Origin of the sequence: Leptospira alstonii serovar Sichuan str. 79601, assembly GCF_000347175.1 — a bacterium.
GTDB classification, from domain to species: Bacteria; Spirochaetota; Leptospiria; order Leptospirales; family Leptospiraceae; genus Leptospira; species Leptospira alstonii.
Window position 1 is genome coordinate 117,853 of the sequence record NZ_ANIK01000071.1, and the last position, 22,037, is coordinate 139,889.

The 22,037-nt window shown below is 44.6% G+C and carries 23 protein-coding genes; 6 read left to right on the top strand and 17 right to left on the bottom strand.

Features of this window, described 5'->3' with window-relative positions:
• The first annotated feature begins 53 nt into the window (after window positions 1–53).
• From secG to LEP1GSC194_RS14880, 5 genes are all read left to right on the top strand, one after another.
• The gene (gene secG, locus LEP1GSC194_RS14860; protein ID WP_020774286.1) at window positions 54–401 is read left to right on the top strand and encodes a preprotein translocase subunit SecG; all 348 of its coding nucleotides are present in this window, start codon (window positions 54–56) and stop codon (window positions 399–401) included.
• Between the two features lie 16 nt (window positions 402–417).
• Window positions 418–1,131 (top strand): endostatin-like outer membrane lipoprotein LenA, encoded by a 714-nt coding sequence (gene lenA, locus LEP1GSC194_RS14865; RefSeq protein ID WP_051185337.1) that lies wholly within the window; start codon window positions 418–420, stop codon window positions 1,129–1,131.
• A gap of 6 nt (window positions 1,132–1,137) precedes the next feature.
• Complete coding sequence (locus tag LEP1GSC194_RS14870) at window positions 1,138–2,265, top strand: LIC_12097 family sensor histidine kinase (RefSeq protein ID WP_020774290.1); 1,128 nt, start codon at window positions 1,138–1,140, stop codon at window positions 2,263–2,265.
• Entirely contained in the window at window positions 2,265–3,257 is a 993-nt protein-coding gene (locus LEP1GSC194_RS14875; protein ID WP_020774315.1) for a response regulator transcription factor, read from the top strand. Before LEP1GSC194_RS14870 ends, LEP1GSC194_RS14875 begins: the two co-directional genes overlap by 1 nt.
• 227 nt (window positions 3,258–3,484) lie before the next feature.
• On the top strand, window positions 3,485–4,912 hold the full coding sequence (locus tag LEP1GSC194_RS14880) for an SBBP repeat beta-propeller lipoprotein, LipL53 family (protein WP_020774260.1): 1,428 nt from the start codon (window positions 3,485–3,487) through the stop codon (window positions 4,910–4,912).
• Window positions 4,913–4,951: 39 nt separating this feature from the next.
• Here the strand turns inward: LEP1GSC194_RS14880 and LEP1GSC194_RS14885 are convergent, their stop codons facing one another.
• The 15 genes from LEP1GSC194_RS14885 to LEP1GSC194_RS14955 form a co-directional block, all read right to left on the bottom strand.
• Window positions 4,952–6,031: an NHL repeat-containing protein gene (locus tag LEP1GSC194_RS14885; RefSeq protein ID WP_020774305.1), complete on the bottom strand. Its 1,080-nt coding sequence runs from the start codon at window positions 6,029–6,031 to the stop codon at window positions 4,952–4,954.
• Window positions 6,028–7,284, bottom strand: a complete 1,257-nt coding sequence (locus LEP1GSC194_RS14890) for a nicotinamide-nucleotide amidohydrolase family protein (protein ID WP_020774373.1) — start codon at window positions 7,282–7,284, stop codon at window positions 6,028–6,030. Before LEP1GSC194_RS14890 ends, LEP1GSC194_RS14885 begins: the two co-directional genes overlap by 4 nt.
• Window positions 7,284–9,044 (bottom strand): arginine--tRNA ligase, encoded by a 1,761-nt coding sequence (gene argS / locus LEP1GSC194_RS14895; RefSeq protein ID WP_020774375.1) that lies wholly within the window; start codon window positions 9,042–9,044, stop codon window positions 7,284–7,286. Before argS ends, LEP1GSC194_RS14890 begins: the two co-directional genes overlap by 1 nt.
• A gap of 283 nt (window positions 9,045–9,327) precedes the next feature.
• Complete coding sequence (locus LEP1GSC194_RS14900) at window positions 9,328–9,573, bottom strand: hypothetical protein (RefSeq protein WP_021064796.1); 246 nt, start codon at window positions 9,571–9,573, stop codon at window positions 9,328–9,330.
• Window positions 9,557–10,339 (bottom strand): DNA repair protein RecO, encoded by a 783-nt coding sequence (gene recO / locus LEP1GSC194_RS14905; protein ID WP_020774365.1) that lies wholly within the window; start codon window positions 10,337–10,339, stop codon window positions 9,557–9,559. The genes LEP1GSC194_RS14900 and recO overlap by 17 nt, the downstream gene beginning before the upstream one ends.
• Window positions 10,312–10,737: an rRNA maturation RNase YbeY gene (gene ybeY / locus LEP1GSC194_RS14910; protein ID WP_020774379.1), complete on the bottom strand. Its 426-nt coding sequence runs from the start codon at window positions 10,735–10,737 to the stop codon at window positions 10,312–10,314. The genes recO and ybeY overlap by 28 nt, the downstream gene beginning before the upstream one ends.
• Before the next feature lie 68 nt (window positions 10,738–10,805).
• Window positions 10,806–13,226, bottom strand: coding sequence for an HD family phosphohydrolase (locus LEP1GSC194_RS14915; protein WP_020774298.1), 2,421 nt, complete (start codon window positions 13,224–13,226; stop codon window positions 10,806–10,808).
• A gap of 4 nt (window positions 13,227–13,230) precedes the next feature.
• Window positions 13,231–14,112, bottom strand: a complete 882-nt coding sequence (locus LEP1GSC194_RS14920) for a PhoH family protein (RefSeq protein ID WP_173644566.1) — start codon at window positions 14,110–14,112, stop codon at window positions 13,231–13,233.
• 100 nt (window positions 14,113–14,212) lie between these two features.
• Window positions 14,213–16,018 (bottom strand): aspartate--tRNA ligase, encoded by a 1,806-nt coding sequence (gene aspS, locus LEP1GSC194_RS14925; protein ID WP_020774348.1) that lies wholly within the window; start codon window positions 16,016–16,018, stop codon window positions 14,213–14,215.
• Between the two features lie 42 nt (window positions 16,019–16,060).
• Window positions 16,061–17,389, bottom strand: coding sequence for a replicative DNA helicase (gene dnaB, locus LEP1GSC194_RS14930; RefSeq protein WP_003009921.1), 1,329 nt, complete (start codon window positions 17,387–17,389; stop codon window positions 16,061–16,063).
• Between the two features lie 16 nt (window positions 17,390–17,405).
• Complete coding sequence (rplI, locus tag LEP1GSC194_RS14935) at window positions 17,406–17,855, bottom strand: 50S ribosomal protein L9 (protein WP_020774285.1); 450 nt, start codon at window positions 17,853–17,855, stop codon at window positions 17,406–17,408.
• A 1-nt stretch (window position 17,856) separates the two neighbouring features.
• Window positions 17,857–18,171, bottom strand: coding sequence for a 30S ribosomal protein S18 (gene rpsR, locus LEP1GSC194_RS14940; RefSeq protein WP_017808746.1), 315 nt, complete (start codon window positions 18,169–18,171; stop codon window positions 17,857–17,859).
• Window positions 18,172–18,182: 11 nt separating this feature from the next.
• Entirely contained in the window at window positions 18,183–18,623 is a 441-nt protein-coding gene (gene ssb, locus LEP1GSC194_RS14945; RefSeq protein ID WP_020774387.1) for a single-stranded DNA-binding protein, read from the bottom strand.
• The gene (gene rpsF, locus LEP1GSC194_RS14950; RefSeq protein WP_017807811.1) at window positions 18,616–18,891 is read right to left on the bottom strand and encodes a 30S ribosomal protein S6; all 276 of its coding nucleotides are present in this window, start codon (window positions 18,889–18,891) and stop codon (window positions 18,616–18,618) included. The genes ssb and rpsF overlap by 8 nt, the downstream gene beginning before the upstream one ends.
• A 64-nt stretch (window positions 18,892–18,955) precedes the next feature.
• The gene (locus LEP1GSC194_RS14955) at window positions 18,956–20,119 is read right to left on the bottom strand and encodes a CapA family protein (RefSeq protein ID WP_331272596.1); all 1,164 of its coding nucleotides are present in this window, start codon (window positions 20,117–20,119) and stop codon (window positions 18,956–18,958) included.
• A 260-nt stretch (window positions 20,120–20,379) separates the two neighbouring features.
• Between LEP1GSC194_RS14955 and LEP1GSC194_RS14960 the strand changes: the two genes are divergently transcribed.
• Complete coding sequence (locus tag LEP1GSC194_RS14960; RefSeq protein WP_036043189.1) at window positions 20,380–21,138, top strand: sterol desaturase family protein; 759 nt, start codon at window positions 20,380–20,382, stop codon at window positions 21,136–21,138.
• 110 nt (window positions 21,139–21,248) lie between these two features.
• Here LEP1GSC194_RS14960 and LEP1GSC194_RS14965 read toward each other — a convergent pair whose 3' ends face one another.
• Together LEP1GSC194_RS14965 and LEP1GSC194_RS14970 are read right to left on the bottom strand one after the other, a co-directional pair.
• On the bottom strand, window positions 21,249–21,683 hold the full coding sequence (locus LEP1GSC194_RS14965; protein ID WP_020774361.1) for a TA system VapC family ribonuclease toxin: 435 nt from the start codon (window positions 21,681–21,683) through the stop codon (window positions 21,249–21,251).
• A 1-nt stretch (window position 21,684) separates the two neighbouring features.
• Window positions 21,685–21,927 (bottom strand): antitoxin, encoded by a 243-nt coding sequence (locus LEP1GSC194_RS14970; protein ID WP_231384535.1) that lies wholly within the window; start codon window positions 21,925–21,927, stop codon window positions 21,685–21,687.
• Window positions 21,928–22,037: the final 110 nt, after the last annotated feature.

A 22,037-nucleotide genomic window follows, 5' to 3' on the forward strand; every position in this document is an offset into this window, starting at 1 on the left:
CCTCACAGGCTCCATAATCTGGCAAAGGATTCAATTTTTTTTCAGGAACTGATATGTTAAACGGAGTGATTCTAACCCTTTTTGTTTTTGTTTCTCTCTTTCTGGTTCTGCTCGTTATGATTCAGACCGGCAAAGGAGGAGGACTTTTAGGAGGAGGCTCCAGCCAATCCGTTTTCGGTTCTTCCACTGCGGATGTTCTTACCAAGGCGACGCGTGTAACGGCGATTTTATTCATCGCCCTTTCTCTTGTTCTTTCTTTCCTTTTTGCTAAAAAAGAAGATAGACTGATGCCGGAAGCAACTCCGAATCTGACCGCACCGCCTGAGGAGACCAAAAGTGAAACGACCGCACCTACTACGACTCCCGTTCCTGCGACGCCAACCCCTACGACCAATCCTTAATCTTAGATCGGAACCAATCGAAGAAGAATTTTCCTTTCACCCGGAAAACTCTTCTTCGAGTCGAAAATCGGTTTCCTTTTTTTTAAACTTCCTGATTCTTCTTCTCGTATTCACAAACTTTTCCGTATTTTCCCAGAACGACGACAAACATCCGAACAAGTCCTCGGATACGGCTTCTATTTTAAACCGAAGAATCTTGAAAATCTACGAAGAACTGGGAGTCGCTAGAGAGTTGTTGAAATTGGAAAAAATGGAATCCGTTCCGAGCGGGACCTATGTTAGTTTCCTCGGAACCTACCCGAATCGAAAGGGAATTAAGATCGTAAAACATTCGATTCAGGAAGGAAAAAACGGAATCGAAAAAGCGGAAAGCAAATCGATTCTTTTGGAATTTACCGGAACCACTCTTTCCAAAATTGTAACGGAAGTAAAAGCCGAAAATGCGGACGGTTCCGATTCGACTCTGATCCGGTTAACGGACGAAACTCCCCTGGATCAGAATGTGGACGATATTCTTCTACAAGCGGATCGAAACGGAAAGGAAGTTCGATATCCGATTCAACTTCTTCCGGATGATCGAGAGAGGTCCGACTTTAAGCAGGGATTTTACTTAAAACTTCTGGAAGATTTTCTGATCCAACTCTTAAGACTTCAAGAGATGCAAAGCCAGGAATCGGCAAAAAATAAAAAAAAGTTACTGCAAACTTTTAAAGATTCTCTACAATATTGAATCTTCATGTCCTCGTTGCAGGAAAATCTCTTAGAAAGAGCCGGTGAACTTCAATCCATCTTGGATGGGATTACCGAGCCGTTGGTATTGATCGATCCGGGATTTCGTATACGCCGTGTCAATCGGTCTACTCTTGAATTTTCCGGTCAATCTTCGTTTTCTTCCATTATAGGAAAAAAATGTTACGAGGTTCTCTACAATCGCGGCGACGTTTGTCCCTATTGTCCGATGAAAGAAATGCAACCGGAAGAGGAGAATTTCAATCGATACTTTGAATATCCGAAATCGGACGTGAATCGGGAAATTTTTCATTCCGTCAAAGGCCAGAAAGAAACTTTTTATTTGGACTTTTATCCGATTGAGAAGGACGGGATTATCGGTTCCGTTCTCGAAAAGGTAAACAATATCACTCGAATCAAAGAAAAGGAAGAGGAAAATTTGAGGATTCGTAACCTCGCCTCTTTGGGAATTTTTATTTCCGGAATCGCACACGAACTCAACAATCCTCTCACCGGAATGAGTTTAACCCTTCAGAGCCTTTTGAACAACCTGACTTCGATCGACCCCGAATTTTTTCGTAAACGTTTGGACATGATGAAAGAGGATCTAACGCGGGCTGCGATGATTGTTACGGACATCATCAGTTTTGCCAAACCGGATCGATTGGCGACCACAACCGCCGACATTTACGAAACCATTCAAAAAGCGAAAGAGAACGTGATCTGGGTATACCCGGTCCTTTCTAAAAACATCACCTGGGAAATTCTCTGCGAACCCGGAACTATGTTTCAATTTAATCCAGTGAAGATGGAACGCCTTTTTATCAATTTGTTTAAAAATTCCCTGCAAGCCTTCGACTACGGAGAAGGAAAAATCCGTGTGGAAGTCCGTAAAACAAGAAACATGTTGCATATCATCGTGGAAGATAACGCGGGAGGAATCCCGGACAATCTGATCGATAAGATCTTTTCTCCTTTTTTTACGAAGAATAAAACCGGAACCGGACTCGGACTTTCCATCTGTCATTCGATTGTCAGGGAACACAGCGGCGAATTATCGGTGAAGTCTTTCGAAAAAAAAACCAGATTTCGAGTATCTCTTCCCTTCACACAAAATCACGGATATTCCTCCTGATGTATCATATTCTTATTGTTGAAGACATTCATTCGATCCGAGAGGCGATCAAGGATTTACTTTCCGCTCAATATAAAATCTTCGACGCGGAGAATTACGACGAGGCGATTCGTATATTAAAAAACGAAAAGATTCATTTAGTCATCACGGATATTCGGATGCCGGGAAAAACAGGACTCGATCTGATCAAAACGATCCAACACGAATTTCCGCACATACTTTATACTCTGATGACGGCTTACAACATCAACGACTATATCAACTTTGCCTACAAACACGGAATTTGGAATATCATCCCTAAATATTCTTTTCTGGATATAAAATTGATCTCCGTGATGGTTCACAAACTTCTCACCGGAGATATTTTCGGAGTGGAAAAATATTTCGGACCCGACTTTGCCATCGAAGAATCCGGAGCGGGAGATAAGGACTTCTCGGTTCCTCGCGCGGAAGGAATCGCCTTCAAAAGGATCTATTCGGACGAACAAAGAAACTTTCTCTGCAATCGAATCGCTAAATTTCTGGTGGAAAAAGGAGCTCCTAACGCGATCAATCAAATCCTGGAAGAATTGACTTCCAACGCGATGATCCGGGCCCCGCGGGATTCCAAGGGAAATTATAAATACCAGTACGAACTTCCTTCCCGAGATCTTGTCATCCCTTTGGAAAACATCCAACTCGCGGAATCGGATTTTTTCGAGATCGGTTATGGAATCGCCGAAAATACGTTCATCATCGTGATTCGGGATCATTTCGGTTCCTTGGACAAGAAGGAAATTCTAAAACGTTTGGACCGTCATATCACGGTGGATGAAAACACCGGATTTCCTCCCGGACTTGCCGACTCTCACGGTAGAGGTTTGTATATTTGTAGAGAGATTTCGGATCAGTTGATCTTTAATATCGAAAAAGAGAAAAGGACCGAAATCATCGCTCTCCTCGATAAACAGGGGAACAAAAGTTATAAATCCCTTTCGATTTACGAAGTTTAAACGAATCGAAAAAATATACGTAACGAAAGTTGTGAACATTACTCAAAGGCCGTCTGCACGTTAAGCGCCTTTTACCTTGGACATACCAATTCCATTACTTAAAGAATACAAATTGAACTACATTCACGTATATTATAATAGGTTAAATTACCCTATTTCTAGTTAAATTCCTATCTCAAATATCTCCCGCAGTTTTAGTAGGTCGTGAAACGTTGGGAAAAAATATCGTGAACCGCTTTTCCATTCTGGTTTTTATTTTGCTTTCGGCTTGTGCCCCGGCTCGGATATTCAACGTCGCAGATCCGGGAACCGGCGATTTTTGGATTCAATTTTTACTTCGAGGAAGCGCCGATCACGATCCGTCATTACACGATACATTCCGCGAGGATTCGCCACACTCCTTGGAGCTGGATTGGACCTTAGCAATCGGATCGCCGAACAGTATGGTTAACGGCCAAGATCTTGTGGTCGATCAAAACGGTTTTATCTATGTTCTCGCAGGCACCGACGGGGGCATTTACATTCCGCAGGCAATCGGAACCGAGGACATTATTGTCGGAAAGTACGATTCTCAGAGGAATGAAATCTGGACACAACAACTCGGAGCCGCAAACGCGAGGTTGGAGTCGGTAGGCTTAACCGTCGATTCGAATGGAAACGTATATGTAACCGGCAACACGTATGATGACGGTTTTTTAATACGTCCCGTCGCGAGTTCGCTAGATATGTTCATAATCAAATTCAACGCCGACGGAACGCGAGGTTGGACGGCTCAGACAGGCGCGATCGGTCCCGATTTCCTAACAAATCCTAGGGGTATTTGCGTAGATACATTTGGAAATACTTACGTAGTCGGTGAATCGAACGGTCCCTTCGGAGGTCCGGAAGTCGGTGGTGACAACGGATTTATCGTTAAGTTTGACTCGAACGGAAATCAGGTTTGGGCTCGTCAACTTTCAATTCGAAACGCCCTCATTCAGCCGAAAGCAGTAGCCTTTGACGGATTTAGCGGCGATATCTATATGGTTGGCACGAGTGCGAGGGTAAATTTTGAGACGTATACGGCAGCGGGTATCGGACTAAGCGATCTTTTTATTCTCAAATACGACGGTGACAACGGAAATAGAAGTTTTTTTGCTCAACTCGGCTTTCCTTTAAAAAACGTCGAGGGAAACTTTATAACTGTGGATCCGATGGGAAACGTTTTTGTGGGCGGACAGAGCAACGCAGATTTCGGATCGGGAGCGGACGGGACGGCGAATCTTGGAACCTTAGTGAAATACAATTCCTTAGGCGTCCGTCAATGGATCCGACAATTCGGTCCTAAACGCGGACTTCAGATTAAGACGGGAATCAACAAATTAACAACGGACGTACATGGAAACGTTTATTCTACGGGTATAACGAACGCGAATATTCTGGACGAAAACAAAGCCGCTTTGTCGCAGAACGAAGTTTTTTTAACAAAACACGATCCCTTTGGACGAATAGAATGGGCGCGGCAGTTCGGTACTCCCGTAGTAGGAATAATATGGCCCGCCGGAATCGGAGTTGACCTTAAAGGAAATCTTTATTTTGCCGGAAATACCGACAGGGGTCTAGATTGGCTTCCTCGCGTAGGAATGGTCGACCTATTCATATCCAAATACAAATGAATGTTTATTATTTTTTTAGAATATTCGGGATTTATTAAATCAAAGATTCCGATAAAGAAACAATTCCTTTCCCGTTTCCAATACGACCGAACCGTTTTTACCGGAAGGAAAAAAACGAGCGGGTAATTCGGAACCTCGAATCTTCTCCTTTTTTAAGATTTTTCCGTTTTCATCGATAAAAAGAATTTCCTGATTTAACTCCGCGATAAACCAACTTCCGTTGTGATATGCGGTTTGATAAACGCCGTTGTTCGAAGTTCGCTTTAGATCCAGAATTTTCTTACCGGTAATATCGCGGAACTCGATCCGATTCGGAGCCGCCACGAGCACTTCTCCCGTATTAGAAATCGCTAAATAAAGTTTATGAGGATAAATCGTATCCAAATCGAAAGTGGAAATCTCCTCACCCTTCTCCCCTAAAACGAGAATCTTGTCCTTATTCGCATTCAAAAGATGAACGGCGGTTTTGGTTCCGTCGGGAGAAATCGTAACACTCTTTGCAAATACGGGATTTTTTTCGGAGCCGAGACCTTTTTTGATTTGAATCGCCCCTTTTGCGTCGAGAACGAACAATTCTCCTCCCGAAAAAAGAACTCCCGTTATGAGCGAGGATGAAGCGAACGTATAATCGGTCAAAAATCGTCCGTCTATTTTTACGGCCCCGGTTGTGTTCCCGTTGATATCGGATAAAATTACCTGATTATGATCTCCGGCGATAAGAAGCACAAGATTTCCGGAAGGGGAAATGCGAGGATAACTTCTGTATTCTTTCGTCCAAAACATCTCTCCGGAAGGAGAATAAAAATTCACTTCGGAGCCTATCTTTTTGTATTCGAGATATCCTTTAGCGTTCAGCGGATATTCGATTCTCCTTGTGTCGTCTAACGCGATTCCGTTTGAAGAATGGATCGTATAATACGAATTTTCGAATTTATACCCGTTGATCGTGTCTTCCGGATTCCAGGAAAATCTGGGATCGGGCGCCATTCCGGCGTGTGCCGATTTGGAAAAGGCCCATACTTTTTGGATTCCGATCGCGGTAGGATACGGATTCCCCAGAAAATAAAAAAACAACACGGAAAAAAATAAACCGAATCCCGCTATGGAAATGAGTTTCATACCGACCTCTTCAAACGATTGTATAACAAATAAATTCCCGTATGAGCCGCAAATTCACGGAAAGAACTTCGAGGAAACGGAAAGTAATGTTCGTGAATTTCGGTTTCCCCGTTTTTTTGTCCGATTCCGAAATAGACAAGTCCCACTTTTTTTTGGGGAGTTCCACCTCCCGGTCCCGCGATTCCGGTAACGCTGATCGAATAGTCGACTCCAAGAGCGACTAACGCACCCTCTGCCATTTCTTTCGCCGTTTCCGCGCTCACGGCTCCGAACTCGTCCAACGTGCCGCGTTTGACTCCGAGAAGTCCTGACTTTACGCCGTTATCGTAGGAGACCACTCCCCCGTAAAAATACGCGGAGGAACCGGGAACATCCGTAAACGTTTTGGCGATCAATCCGCCGGTACAACTTTCAGCCGTCCCTACTTTGATTTTTCTTTCCACCAATAATTTGGGAAGTTCCTCGAATACGTCAGCCGTGGATTTGGGTCCATAAACTTTATCCAATTTTTGGAGCAGATCCTCGACTAACACGCGTTCGGCGGATTGAAAACTGACTCGGATATATCCCCTTTTTGCCGCGACTCCCCATATCACTTTACCGGTTGAGATCGTTTCCTCTTTAGAAATAAATTCTTTCTGAAACTGGGACTCGCTCATCCACCAGATAAACCGGAATCCGGAATACAATTCCTGCGCGGAAAATGTCTTTGTTATCCAAGGCGCCAGTTCGTCCCGAAACATTTCGGTCATTTCTCCCGGAACTCCCGGCATACAGACTAAGTGCGCGTTTTCTCGTAGGGAAACGATAAAACCCGGAGCGATCCCGACGTTGTTATTTAGGATCGTAGAACCTTCCGGAACGGATACTTGACGGATTGCGGTTTGCATCGCTTCCTGAAAATTTTTTCCGCGAAGTCTGTACAGTGTTTCGATCCTTTTCCTTGCGACCGAACTTTCTACGGAAACGACTTCTTTTAATTTACAGACAACTTCCAGAGTATAATCGTCTTCCGTGGGTCCGAGTCCGCCCGTCATCACTATTAGAACCGGGGTTTCCTTCGTTGCGAGAGCGGCTAACGTTCTTAATTCCTCGTCGATCGCGACCGGATCGTCCGGTAAAACTACGAACTTGGAAACCGTAAATCCCATCCCGAAAAGTTCGTTTGCGATCCAGGAAGAATTCGTATCCCGGCTTCTTCCGGCCGTAAGTTCCGAACCGGTGGACAAAACGACAATCCTAGGCAAAAACATCAGCTTTCCTTTTCCATTCTCTCCGGTGCGGAAACCCCGATCAATCCGAGACCTTCCGCAAGCACGTTCCTAGTCGCCAGACAAATTCTTGCAAGTCCTAGTCGCACGTCCGGAGTCGCGTCCTTTAGTTTATTATTCTTTCCTAAATAAAAACCGGTAAAGGCTTTTGCAAAACTCTGCAGATAATTGGTGACACGATGCGGTTCCATAGCATTTGCAGAATCGAATATTTCCTCCGGGAACCTGGCGATCCAAAATAATAGCCGTTTCCTTTCTTCAGACATTTCTAATGTAGCGGCCGCCTCTTTTGAGGTTTGGTTTCCTACTTCCCGAAAAATGGAACAGATCCTTGCGTGTGCGTATTGCAAATAAAAGACGGGGTTTTTATCCGATTCGTCCTTTGCAAGATCGAGATCAAAGTCCAAAGGTGCGTCGAGTGACCGCATTACAAAAAAGTAACGTCCCACGTCCTTTCCGTGTTTTCCCAAATATCCGATGAGATCACTCATCGTTTGAAAGGAACCGGCGCGTTTGCTCATCTTTACTTTCTGTCCCGATTCGAGGAGGTTGACTTGTTGTGCTATAAGCACTTTAAAATTCTCTTTTTTATATCCCAAAGATTGCACCGCTCCGGAAAGCCTCGCGATATAACCGTGATGATCGGGTCCCCAAATATCGTAGATTCTATCATATCCGCGTTCGATCTTATCCTTATGATAGGCGATATCCGCCAAAAGATACGTGGGTCTTCCGTCGTCGCGAACGACAACCCTATCTTTGTCGTCTCCGTATTCCGTGGAACGAAATACTTTTTTTCCTTCCTCTTCGAAGATCTTTCCGGATTTTTCCAAATCCTTCATCACCGCGAGAACCTTGTCGGTCTCGTGTAACGTGCGTTCGCTGAAATAATTGTCGAACTCGACTCCGAACGAATCCAAATCCCTTCTTTGCCAAACGAGATTGTTTTCCACGGTCCACACCGAACAAAGTTCCGCAAGTTCGCGGTATTTTTTTTCCTTCAATAACGTTTCGATTTTATGGGATTTCGCCGGATCTTTTAAAAGAGTATTTGCAATATCTTTAATATACTCGCCTCGGTAACCCTCCGCCGGAAGGATATTCTTTTCCAGAATCGTCTCGATCGGTGTGGAATCGTCCGTTTCCTGCTGAGTCCCGGATTCGCCTTTCAATTCACGGATCCGAACCAAGGTCGAGACACCGAGCAGAAAAACCTGATTTCCATAATCGTTTATGTAAAATTCCTTATCCACATTATGACCGATCGCTTTCAATAGGGAAGCCATAGCATCTCCGTTGGCGGCTGCGCGCGCAGATACGATGTTGAGCGGACCCGTCGGATTTGCGGACACGAACTCTAAATTGATTTTGAGAGGACGATCGACTTTCGGATAATAATTTCCTAATAGAATAGACGATTCGATAAATCTTAAAAGAAACGCCGACGAGATCCGAAAATTCACAAAACCGGGAGGAGTAAAATCCACCGTTTCAAATAAATCCGTTCGTTTTTGCATAATGGCGACCAAATCACCGGAAACCTGAATCGGATTCTTCTTTAGAATTTTAGAATTTTCTAATGCAAAGGAGGTGGAGTAATCCCCAAATTTTTCCTCTCTGGAATATTCGATTTTTATCCGGAGCGATTTTTTTTCAACTTCCGGAAAAGAGGTTATCAGGGCATCCACCCCTTCTTCCAATGCTTTTAGTACGACTTGTTTGAGCGTTTCATTTTCTTTCATATGTCAAACGATCCATAGAAAGCGAGGCTGAGTTTAGCGTTGTTTCTCAGCGTAGCTGAAATTCGAGATCTTCTGTAAAATGTGGGAACTCCCACGAAATTCGAAATCTTCCGTAAAATGTGGGAACTCCCACAAGAATCACTGCATTTAATCATTCTATCCTCTCAACTTGCGGGGTTTTATGATAGGAAACGAGACACTGCGTTTAACCGGAGAACTCGCGTTTGGCGTGAGAAATCATACGAATCGTTTTTGTCGTCAACTCCGGAAGGAACAGTCGATTTCATTTCCTTTCGTAGAACACGTTTTTCTTTCGAGACGTTTCCCAACTGATTTCCAATTCCTCAAAAACCATTTTTTTTAAATTCATCATGGAAACAAGTATTGATCTTTTCCCTCTTTCTTTCGTTTCCGCAACAACCGGAATTTGCACCGGGGTTTTTTGATCCCATCGGATATCTAAGATTACGAGAAAAAGTAAAACGCAGAAATAGAACGTAAAAAGTATCGTTTTAAGAAAATTTTCCAAGATTTTCTCCCAAAGCCTCGTAGAGCGTAAGCGCCGATTTCAACTTCTTTCTTAAGATGGGTTCGAGCATTCGATTACAAATTCTGTCCAGGTCCAGGATGTTTTCAACGGATATTTTTTTTTCCTTTAACTCCCGAAACCGGAGCATCAAAAACGTCTGAATCCATTGCACAAAACCCAGATCGTTCCGATCTCCATGAAGACAATTTCCGCAGACGAGTTCCAAAGGAGAAGTTTGTAAAGTGACGGACGTCATCTCTTTCAACTCCGTCCCGCAGGAATGACAAAGAAGTTCCTTGGAAAGGAATCCTCCGGAAACGAGAAGACGCAATTTGAAAAAAGGAAGAAGCAAAGCGGATGGCCCGTTTTCCTCCAATTCTTCCAGAGCCCCGGAAAGAAGACGAAATTCTCCGGGATGTTCCCCTCCGTCCGGAGTAAAGGAAGAAGCCAACTCTACAAGATACGATACGAGCACGGTCCCCAAGTAACCCGACTTCGCTTTATCGAAACGATTGATAAGCGAAATCTCCTTTACGTTATGCGTCTCTTTATTTTTGGAATGATAATAGTCCACGTCGGAAAGGGAACCCGGTTCCACGGATGCCATCGGTCTCGTTTTGCTTTTTTTTATTCCTCTAACGCGAAAATTCTCCACCTGCCCCGTCTCCGGTAAAAGCCGAATGATTGCGTCGCCGTCTTGAATCGTCTTCGATTCCAAAACAATTCCCCGTATTTTTCTCAAAGCCCCCGGAGCATTTCCAGACATTCGTCTTCCTTCGATTTCATGATTTTTTCCTCTTCCTCTCCCCGTTCGTGATCGTAGCCGAGAAGATGTAAAAACCCGTGAACTAGAAGTCGATAAAACTCTTCCTTAGGCGAATGTCCGATCTCGACGGCCTGTCTTTCGAGAGTATCAACGGAGATGATAATTTCGCCTAACGCAATCGGCGGAGAAGAATCGGAATCGGGACGTTTTATACCTTGAAGGACGTTTCGTAAAGGGGAAAAATCGAACTCCAACGGAAAGGAAAGTACGTCCGTCGTTTTATCCCTTCCTCTTCTCAAAAGATTGATTTCCTTCATATCGAAATCGTCCACGAGCAAAAGACTGAGTTCGCAGTGTGCGTTTTTGAATTCTTTGCGGAAAAGAATTCCGCAGTTCAAAAGAACCTCCTCTTCCTTCCACCAGGAAATATTCCCGTAGTCGTTCGAAATGGAAACGGAATCCGCGATCAGTTTCCTTTCCCCGATGCGGTTCTGGTTTGTTTGTGTCCGTTTGCGAAGTTTAATGCATTCTTTTTTTCTAATGCTTTGGTTGCTTCCATACTCGGATATTTCGGTCTGGAATGAAGGCTGGACAACAAAACTTCCTTAAACGAAGCCTTGATTACTTCAAGGTCGCCTAACGTAAGTCCGCATTCGTCCAATTGATTTTCGGCGAGTTTGATTCCTATGATCTTCGTGATCAAATTGTCCAGGGATTCCTGATTGATCTCCTCTAAAGAACGGGAAGCGGCTTCGAGAGAATCCGCGATCATCACGATGGCCGTTTCCTTTCTCTGCGGTTTCGGACCAGGATATTGAAAATCCTGCTTTTTAAGTTTTTTCTTTTGTGTCGGAGAAAGTTCGGACAACGCTTTATGATAGAAGAAAGCCATCGTGGAAGTTCCGTGGTGTTCCGGAATGAAGTCGATCACCTCTCTCGGCAGTCTGGCTTTTTTCGCCATTTCGATTCCGTCTAACACGTGATCAATGACGATCTTTGCGGCAAGAGCCGGATTATTCTTATCGATGTTTTCTTTTTTGGGAATCAAATGCTGATTCTCCACAAAAAAACCCGCGTTCGGAATTTTACCGATATCGTGAAAATAAACCCCGACCCTGGTCAAAAGCCAATCGAGTCCCAGATTTTGGCACGCGCGTTCCGAAAGCGCCGCAACTAAAAACGTATGTGTGTATGTGGAAGGAGCCTTTGTTAAAAGATCTTGCAACAACGGATGCCCCGTATCCGCGAGCTCCATCAGTTTAAAACGAGTCGGAACGTTAAAAAGATATTCGTAGATCGGAAGTAAAAACTGAGCCGCGGTCGAACAAGCAAACCCGTTGATCAAACAAAGAACGTATAACTTAAAGATATTGGATTCGATCAAGTCCTTGAGCCAGGAACCGCTCGGAATTGCGACCCAATAATTGCGGGAATCGAAAAGATAACCGCTGGAAGCGATGATAATCTGGACGCCCGCGATATACAAACCCGCTTTGATGAAATCGATTCGTTTCCTGAGATTTCTTCCGTAACTCGCCGAAACGATACAGGAAACAAATCCGAGCATAAACGAAGTCGGATTGTAATGCGAAGCCATAAATACGAAAAAGGAAAGATAAAATCCGATCGCAATGGAAAGTTGTTCGTCGTAGATAAAACTGATGATCAGACAGACCATTCCCACGGGAACGAACAAGGCGAAGTAAAAAATGGAATCGTATTTGGTTTCGAAATTGAAAAAGATCCTGGAAGCAATCGTACAACTTAAAACCAAAAACCAGATCAAAGAGAACACGATCACGTTACTCGAAACGTCGTTCAATCGTTTCGGATTGTATTTTTTCAAAAAAATATAAATGATGACCACAAAAACGGTCTGGATGAGCAGAATCGAAACGATGGACGCGATGTTCGCGCGGGTCGCGTACGTGTTTACAATTTGCAATTTTTTGAATATTTCGGGAGTGATGATCTCTCCTGATTTTACGATGTTCTCCCCCGCTAAAATCCGCGAATTGATCGGTTCGGCCCGATCCGCCGCAAACTTCTTAGCCGCAAGAGTCTCGTCCGCATTATATGAGCAGGAAGGATTGGAATAAATATAACTTAAGGAGATCTTCTGAATGATAGGAAGAACCGCCGGATCCATTCGGGAAAGTTTTTCCTGAGCCATCCGATTGAGAATATTGACCGTATCCGGATCCCGATACAGAAACGATCTCGGAACGATATAGCCGCCTTCCAAATTGGAGATCTGTTCCTTGATTCCCTGATTTCGGACCCGCGCCCCGGACGTTTTCAGAGTCGCGTAATCGGGCGGCAAGTCCCGTAATATGCAAAAAGAAGAAAATACTAAATTAGAATATTGTTGAACGAGATCCTTGAGTTTTCCCTTTCCCGGGGTTTTGTATAAAAGTTCGATCTCTTCTTTGGAACGATTCTTCCATCGGGGAACGACGCCCAAAAGTTCCGGATAAGCTCTTCCCTCCGCGCTCGGTTTGAAGGAACGAAAATTTTCCATATCCTCTTGAATGGCGTTATTGATCTGATCTTGTAGCGGTGTATAGTCGCGGTCGAAAACGAAAGGAGCGGATTGATAAGCGGCGAGTTTTTTGGCTTTGGTCTTATCCTCGTCTTCGTAGACGATCTCTTTTGCCGAAACGATTTTTTCGGGAGCGGTCTTACCTTCGGAATACAATCCGTCGGGAGAAAGATCCATTTTATCCTGACCGAAAAAAGGGATGGCGAGCATCCAAATCACCATGAATAAAGTGATGACGACTAGAACGACCTGAAATCTACGAACGAATAAAATCGGACGGACTCTTGTCAGAGTATCCGTAATCCAAGCCATAGCGGATTCGATCTGTTCTCCCGGACTGGGCATACGATCACAACTCCTCGAACTTACGAACGATTACTTCCACAAGCGGGTGTCTCGTAATATCTTCTTTGCCGAAAAACACCATTCCGATTTGATCCGTGTTTTTGAATAAAGTCACCACTTTTTCAAGTCCCGAACGTCCGTGATCCAAGTCGATCTGAGTCGAGTCGCCGGAAATACACATTCTCGAATTGCGACCCAAACGAGTCATAATCATCTTGAGTTGCGCCAAGGTGCAATTTTGCGCCTCGTCCAAAATGATAAACGCATTGGAAAGAGTTCGACCTCGCATAAACGCAACGGGAGCGATTTCGATTTTTGTAAGCGCGATATATTCCTGCGTTTTTTCGGCGCCTATACATTCGTTCAAAGCGTCGTAAACCGGACGCAGATAAGGATCCACCTTTTGGTTGAGATCCCCCGGTAGAAAACCCAGATTTTCTCCCGCCTCGACCGCAGGTCTTGTAAGAATGATTTTATCGATCGTGCCGCTCTGCAAAAGACGACAAGCGGTCGCCACGGAAAGGAACGTCTTTCCGGTTCCGGCGGGACCGAGTGCGAACGTGATCAGATTCTCTTGAAAGGATCGAAAATAAATTTCCTGATTTCTGGTCCGAGGAAAGATCTGTTTTCCCCGGTATGTGGTGAGAATTTTTTCGCTCGGTTTCCAAGGAGTAATTCGTTCCGGTTCGGTTTCCCTCGCCCTCTTTTTGCGAAGTTCCTTACCTGCGTCTTTTAGAATATAAGAAAAATCGAATGAATCGATAAAATCCCGGTCCGGACGTTCTCTATAGTTCGCCTCGAGTTTTTTAAAGAAGTCTAACGCGAATTCCACTTTGGTGGAATCGCCCTCGATCTGAAAACCGTTTCCCCTCGGGATGATGTCCATTTCGAGTTGTTTTTCGAGAATTTTGACCCCGTCGTCGTTGATGCCGCAGATCTTACGATACAGATCCTGATTCTCGAAGTTAAACTGTTCTTTGCGCAATTTAAACCTTTACGAGTTTGATCTTCAACTCTTGAAGCTGTTTTTCCTCGACGGGAGAAGGACATTCGCTCATGAGACAAAGGCCTTTTTGCGTTTTCGGGAAAGCGATCACGTCCCGGATCGATTTTCCTCCGGTGAGTAGCATGAGCATTCTGTCGATTCCGAACGCCAAACCTCCGTGAGGCGGGGCGCCGAACTCCAGTGCTTCGAGTAAAAATCCGAATTTTTCCTTGGCTTCTTCTTCCTCGATTCCGAGAACCTTAAAAACTTGATTTTGAATATCGCGGGAATGAATCCGGATCGAACCTCCTCCGATTTCGACTCCGTTCATCACGAGGTCGTACGCTTTCGCAGTCGCGAACCCCGCGTTCTTTTGAAGGGTTTCCATAGATTCAAAATACGGAATACTATCGTCAGACGGAGATGTGAACGGGTGATGCAAAGCGTCCCAACGTTTGTGGTCCTTGTTCCACTCGAACATGGGAAAGTCGACGATCCAAGTGATGTTGATCTCCCCTTCCTTCGGAGTTTCAAATCGTTCGGAAAGTTTGAGACGAAGTGCGCCTAACGAGTGATTGACGATTTCCCTTTCGTCCGCGCCGAAGAACAACATGTCCCCTTCTTTCGAACCGCAGGCCTTGGAGATCGCGTCCAACTCTTCTTTTTTAAAACGTTTTGTGATCGTGGATTCGAGACCTTCGGTTCCGTGTTTCATATACGCGAGACCCTTTGCTTTGTAGTCCCGGTTCAACCACGCCGTGTAGTCTTCGATTTCCTTTCTGGAAATTGACGAACCTCCGGGAACACAAACGACCTTTACTTTTCCACCGCCTTTAACGGCTCCGGAAAATACGTTGAAGTCGCAGTCCTTTACGATTTCGGAAACGTCCACGAGTTTCATACCGAAACGAAGATCCGGTTTGTCCGAGCCGTATTCTTCCATCGCGGTTTTATAAGTCATTCTCGGAAACGGAGTCGTCAGAGGAATATTAAAAACTTCTTTATAAATAGAGGAGATGAGCCCTTCCATTTCAGCGAGAATTTCCTCCTGACTGACAAAGGAGAATTCCATATCGAGCTGAGTGAACTCGGGTTGTCTGTCCGCGCGTAAGTCCTCGTCCCGGAAACACTTTACAATCTGGAAGTAACGTTCCATTCCTCCGACCATCAGAATCTGTTTGAAGATCTGAGGAGACTGAGGAAGCGCGTAAAACTGATTCGGATTGAGACGGGAAGGAACTAAAAAGTCTCTCGCTCCTTCCGGAGTGGATTTGTTCAAGATCGGAGTTTCAATTTCCACGAACTTACGTTTGTTAAGATAATTACGAATTGCGAATATGAACTCGTGACGTTTGAGCATCCGGTTCTTAAGTTCTTCCCTTCTGAAATCCAGATAACGGTATTTTAACCTTAACTCTTCGGAAACCTCGTCGAACTCGTCCAAAGAAAACGGAGGGGTTTTCGCAACATTCAAAATTTCTAATTTATCCAGAACAACTTCGATCGTTCCGGTCTGCATTCTAGGATTGATGGATTCCGAATCTCTTTTTTTGAGGGTTCCGCTGACTGCCAAAACATATTCGGAACGAACCTTCTCGGCGAGGATAAACGCGTCGCCCAAAAGTTCTTTGCGTGCAACAACTTGAACGATTCCGGTTCTGTCCCTAAGATCGATGAAGATCACTCCGCCTTGATCTCTAAAACGAAACGACCAACCGTAGAGAACGATCCTTTTGTCCACTTGGGACTCGTTCAATTCTCCGGCCCAAGAACGATGTTTATAATTTTCCTGAATCCACTGTTCCAATGATTTCCGTTTCCTATAAAAGACCTTAAAACCGGTCTATGATTAATCTATATTATCAAATCTGCTAAGCTCGGGCCTAAAGGCAAGATGAAAAGAACCGATAGGACCGGAGCGGTTTTTGGCGATGATGATTTCCGCCTTACCTCTCATCTCCGGACTGATCTCGTCTTCTCCTTTTACCTTTTCTTCCCGATAAATAAACGAAACGATATCGGCATCCTGCTCGATCGCACCCGATTCCCTAAGGTCGGAGAGTTGCGGCTTTTGATCCTTGGATCTTTGTTCCACCGCGCGGGACATCTGAGAAAGTGCGATAATCGGACATCGCGCTTCTTTTGCCATTTGTTTGAGAGAACGGGAAATCGAAGCGACCTCTTGCTGACGACCCCCGTCCTTGTTTTTCGGATCGCTCATGAGCTGAAGATAATCCACGACGATCAGACCGATCTTTTCGGTTGTGAGAAGTTTACGCACACGACCTTTGAAATCGTCAATCGTCAAACCTCCGGAGTCGTCGATGTAGATCGGAGCCGCGGTAACCCGAACGATGGACTCCAAAAGTTTGGGAGCGTCCGCACGGGTGAGTTCGGATTTTTTGAGCTTCATCGATTCCACTTGAGAATCGGCGCAGACCATCTTGAGAAGAAGTTCGATCCGGCTCATCTCGAGAGAGAAAATGACCACGGGTTGGTTGTAAACCAAGGCCACGTTAGACGCTATGTTAAGAGCGAACGTGGTCTTACCGTTTCCGGGACGAGCCGCGAGGATCATAAGTTCGTGTTCTTTGAGACCGGAAGTCGCCTCGTCGAGTTTGGTGAAGTTGGTGCGAAGACCGGTGATCTGTCCCCGATTCTTCATGATCTCCATGATGTAATCGGAAAGCGCGACCTTGTCCGAAGAAACGGGAAGTAGCCCTTTTGCGTCTATGTTTCTCGAAATTTCGGTGAGATTTTTTTCTACCGTGTTGAAGACGGATTCGTTGTCTCCGGGTTCCTTGCGGATGAGTTCCAAGGATTCCTGAAGAATCTTGGCGTACATTCTCCGTTCCGAAAAACGTTTGATCCGAGTCGCGTAATACGCGAGAGGTTGAGTGACTACCGTATCGCGGTAAAGAGAATAGATATAATTGAATTCTTTTTCCTCGTCTTTGAGGAGAGAATTTTCTTTGAGAAAGTTCAGGACGGAAACCGGATCGATGGTGATCCGTTTGTCCACAAGATCGGCGATCCCCCGATAGACCCTTCTGTGGAGATCCACATAAAAATCTTCGGGAGCGACCGGAATATCGATAAGATTGTCCGCTCCTTTGAGAAGCAGGAATCCTAAAAAGGCCCTTTCGGATTCCGGTTCGTATAAGGAGTCGGACTGCATGTCCCTTAAAGGAAAATCACTCTTCTTCTTTTTTGACGTGGAGAGTAATTACGGGCTGAATTCCTTCCGCGAGACGAATCTTGATTTTGTAAGAACCCAAACTGCGGATCGGCTCCGCGATTTCGATTTTTCTTTTATCCAATTCGAAACCGTTCTTTTTCAGGATGGAAGCGACATCCATCGGAGTCACGGCTCCGAATAATTTTTCACCCCCGCCGGTTTTTACGAGGATATCGTATTCTTTCCCGTTCAGGCTTGAAGAAAAACCTTCCATTACTTTCTTACGTTTTTCTTTTTTGAGCTCACCCAATTTCTTTTGGTGAAGAGCGGCTTTTGTGTTTCCTTCGTTGGCTCGAACCGCAAGTCGTTTCGGAAAAAGAAAATTTCTCGCATAACCGTCGGCTACTTCCTTCAGATCTCCCGCGTCTCCGAGATTAATTACGTCTTTTTGTAAGATCACTCTCATGTTAGTTCACCTTGTAAGGAAGAAGACCGATACTTCTCGCTTTGCGGATTTCACGTGCGAGAACTCTTTGATAACGAGCGCTGGTTCCCGTAATTCTTCTCGGGATGATTTTACCACGGTTGGTGATAAATCTTTCCAAAAGTTCGATGTTCTTATAATTGATTTGTTTTGCAAGTTCCGGGTCGGCCGTAAAACGGCAGACTTTTTTCTTGTATTTGTTCTGTTTTCTCTGCGGCTTACCTTCCATTTCTCCGGAAGATGATTCGCTCGGTTCCGGTCTTTCGGAACGTTCTTCTTTTACTTCATTCTCGCTCATAAATTACCTCATTAAAACGGTATATCGTCGTCGCCATCCGGTGCAGGGCTGTAGTATTCCGGAGAGGATGGATAAGAGTTTCCTCCGGAAGAAGAAGATTCTCTCGGAGAGGAAGAAGAATCGTCTCTCGAACCGAGGAGTTGGAAATTCTCCACGACGATTCGAATCCGAGACGCTTTTTTTCCTTCCGGCGTTTCCCATGTATCCTGTTTCAATCTTCCTTCAATGGCAATCTGCTTTCCTTTTTTGCAGTATTGTTGAATGATATCGGCCGGTTTTCCCCAAACTTCGCAATCGAAGAAATGAGACTCTTCCCTTTTTTCTCCGTTAGACACATAGGTCCGACCGTTGGCCAAGGAGAAGTTTACGAGAGAAGTCCCGTTGATCGATTTGAACTCCGGATCCCGCGTTAGGCGGCCGACCAGAGTTACTCTGTTGATATCATTAGCCATTGAGGCGAACAACCATGGAACGCAGAATGTTCTGGTTGATTAGAAATTCCTTTTCCACTTTTTCAATGGAGCCCGGATCCGCGCTACATTTGTAATGATGGAAGATTCCCTGCTCTTCGTGTTTGATCGGATGCCAGAGTTTTCTTTGGCCCCAGTCTTCGTCGGAGGTGACACTCACGGAAAATTTCTTCAAAGTATCCTGAACTTCGGACTTTGCAATTTCCCTAGAGCTCACGCGTGTAATGGTGGTGAGTTCGTAATTTCTCAAAAGTTTCCCCTATGGTTAAAGCCCGTCTGCGATTTTGCGACGAGCAGAAGAACCGATAATTAGCCTATTTTTTGCTCTGATAGGCCGGGGTCAAGGGAGAATTTGTAGGAAGATCGAGAAAGGCCCGATCCCCTTCGACTCGGAGTTTGGTACCGAGTTCAGCGGAAAGAACCGCAACTTCGCGTAGGAAATCCTGCGCCTCTTGGCCCGTTACAGGCCGGATTTTATGATCTTCTTTTTGGAACTTTCCGAAAATCGGAACCAATTCCAATCGTTCCAAACGATTACGGCGGATATGGAGAATGGCGATCAGGTTGTGATTGAGATAGGAGTTCCTACTTCCGAAAATCAGATTCCCTAAAGAATAGAGAATCACACCTCCTCTGTAAATCTCCACACCCTGTGGAATGTGAGGATGGTGACCGATCACGATCTTTACGCCGGAATCGATGAGCGCCCTTGCGATCTTTCTCTGATCGTCGGTCGGCACGGGAGAATATTCCACCCCCCAGTGTAAAGAAACGATTCGAACGGGAGGGAAATTATTTTTAGAACGGAAGAGGCGTTTTTCAAAAAACGCAGCCTGCAAAGAGGGAAGCAAAAAAGGAGCCACGCCGGACTTCGTCGGAGTCGCATAATGAGCCTGTTCCGCAATCGCCGTTACGGAATGGATCCGTAAGTCGGTGCCTTTCAGGTTTAAATTCAGAGAATCCAAAACATCCGGAAGTTTTTTTCCCGCACCCACGTTTAGAATATTATTTTTATTTAATATATCCAATGTCTCGTTCATTCCCTGATGTCCGTGATCGAAGGAATGATTGTTTCCGAGAAAAACCATATCCACTCCCAAAAACTTGAGAGAGTCCAAATCCTTTTCGTGAGCGGTAAAGATATAAGCCTTTTTGGATTCTTCCGTTTTGGAAGCTACGACGGGAGTTTCGAGATTGACCATTCGAAAATCCGCTTCTTCGAAAAGAGATTTCAGACCTTCCACGGGTGCGATTTCTCCGTGTTTGGCGATCGTATCCCGAATTCCCCAATTGAACATAACGTCCCCACCCGCGAGAACCTTGAGTAGCTCCGGATCGTGATTGTGTTCGGGATGTAAAACGGAATCGATCTTGTCTTGAAGAATCGCAAAAGCCGATAAAGACTCGGGCTTCGAACCTTCTGAATCCTTTAAAAATCCGGGAAGACAGCCCGCAAAAATATAAAAAAGACATATAATCCCGAACGTAGAAAAACGTCCCCTCTGAAACAAGGACCTACGACGAAAACGAAAGTTTGTTTCGTAAAAACGAAATATAGGACTGAAGTTTAAATAAGAACGACAAGGATTTTTTCTTGATAAGACTCGTTTTAAAAACGGGAAATAAGACACGAAGGTAGGTTACGAATTCCAATCCGAATTGGAAAGGTTTTTTTAGGACTTTACGGAGCTTAATGAATAAAGTTCCCTACACATACGCAAACAAGGGTAGTAAGAGTATGGAGAATTCGATCATCCATTCGTTGACATCAATCTCGTGGCAAGGCGCTTTTTTAGTCTTTCTTATTGAAAACGTTGTTATATTCATTCTCGTGATAGTGATTGGCAATCTCATAACCTCTCGCTTTTCCTTACGCCCCGTTTGTTTGCCTCCACCCGCCTTAACTCCGGCTGAGATATCCGTTTGGCTAATCAATGTCTGTTTAAATACGCTAATCACGTTGGCAGGTTGGCATCTGTGGAAGAATGGAATCATACAATTTCGAGACGGTATCAATCTTCGGTCATTGATTGACGTTATCGTGTTACTATTGGTCATGGACGGTTTGATGTATGCACTGCATCGGCTCGCTCATATATCATTCCTTTTTCCTTATATTCATCGCTATCACCACCGTTTTGAACGACCTCGACCGGGAACGTTATTCTCGCTTAATCCCGTCGAGAATATCGGATTTGGCGCCCTTTGGTTATTTGTTATCGCCGTTTACTCGACTTCATGGTTCGGTATGTCGGCTTATCTTTTTCTTAACGTAGCATTCGGCACGATCGGTCACCTTGGCGTAGAACCATTACCAAAGTCTTGGGCGCGGATCCCGGTTATCAACTATATTGCAGGAAGTTCATTTCATGCGCAACATCATCGGGATATGAATCACAATTTTGGTTTTTATTCAATTGTATGGGATCGTTTATTTGGCACGTTGCGCAAGGGTTACCACAAACAATTCGGCAAAATACCATACGACGAAATCTAGTATAACGCGTGTTTGGCGAAAGAAAACTCGAAAAATCATCCTACATCCATTTATCCGGTAAGCTCGATCATTGTTTTTAACTTCTTAAATAGTCGGTCTTGAGACCGGCCCTAAGCAGCGATCAATTCCAAATGTTCCTTTCCTCGGTCGATCGCATCGTAAGGAATTTTAGAATCGAAGGTGGCGAATTTTACCTTATGGTTGGCGCTCAAAGCCAAAAGATAAATGTCCGTAAGTTGTTTGGAACTCACGGAAACGACGTTGAGATAAAACAAAGGAGAATCGATCGAAATATTATCCGGAATAAATCGATGACCTTTTACTTTTAAGAGAGAATGTAAAATCGCCGAAGTGACTTCGACCCCTCCCGGACTTCCCGGATAGGAGGAATGACTCATAATTCGAACCAAAGCGTTTTGAGTGATCGGACAAGTCGACCAACCCTTCTTCGCCTTTCGATCGAACCATTGCCAGGCCTTTTCATGAAAGGTATGATTGGAATCGCTCAACGCGATCAAAACGTTTACGTCCAAAAGATATCCCATTCTAATTTTCTTCCTCCATGATCGTATTGATGATTTCGTTGGTTACTTTTACTCCTTTCTTTTTGGAAAGCACGGGCCATCCGAAACTGTTGGTTGCGAGTTTAGACGCCGCCTTTTCTCTTTTGACCGCCTCTTCCACTTTTAGATTGTGTTCCAAAGCCTCAATAAACAAGGCTCTCATGGAAATTCCCCTTTCTGCGGCCTTTACCTTCGCTTTCTTATACAATATATCCGGTATTTCCAACGTAGTTTTCATTACATCTTTATTGTCCCGTAAATATGGGATTTTTCAAGCAAATTTTTCCGGCTTTTTGACTTTTTAAGGTCCGATTTTAAAAGATTTTCATTCCAAAA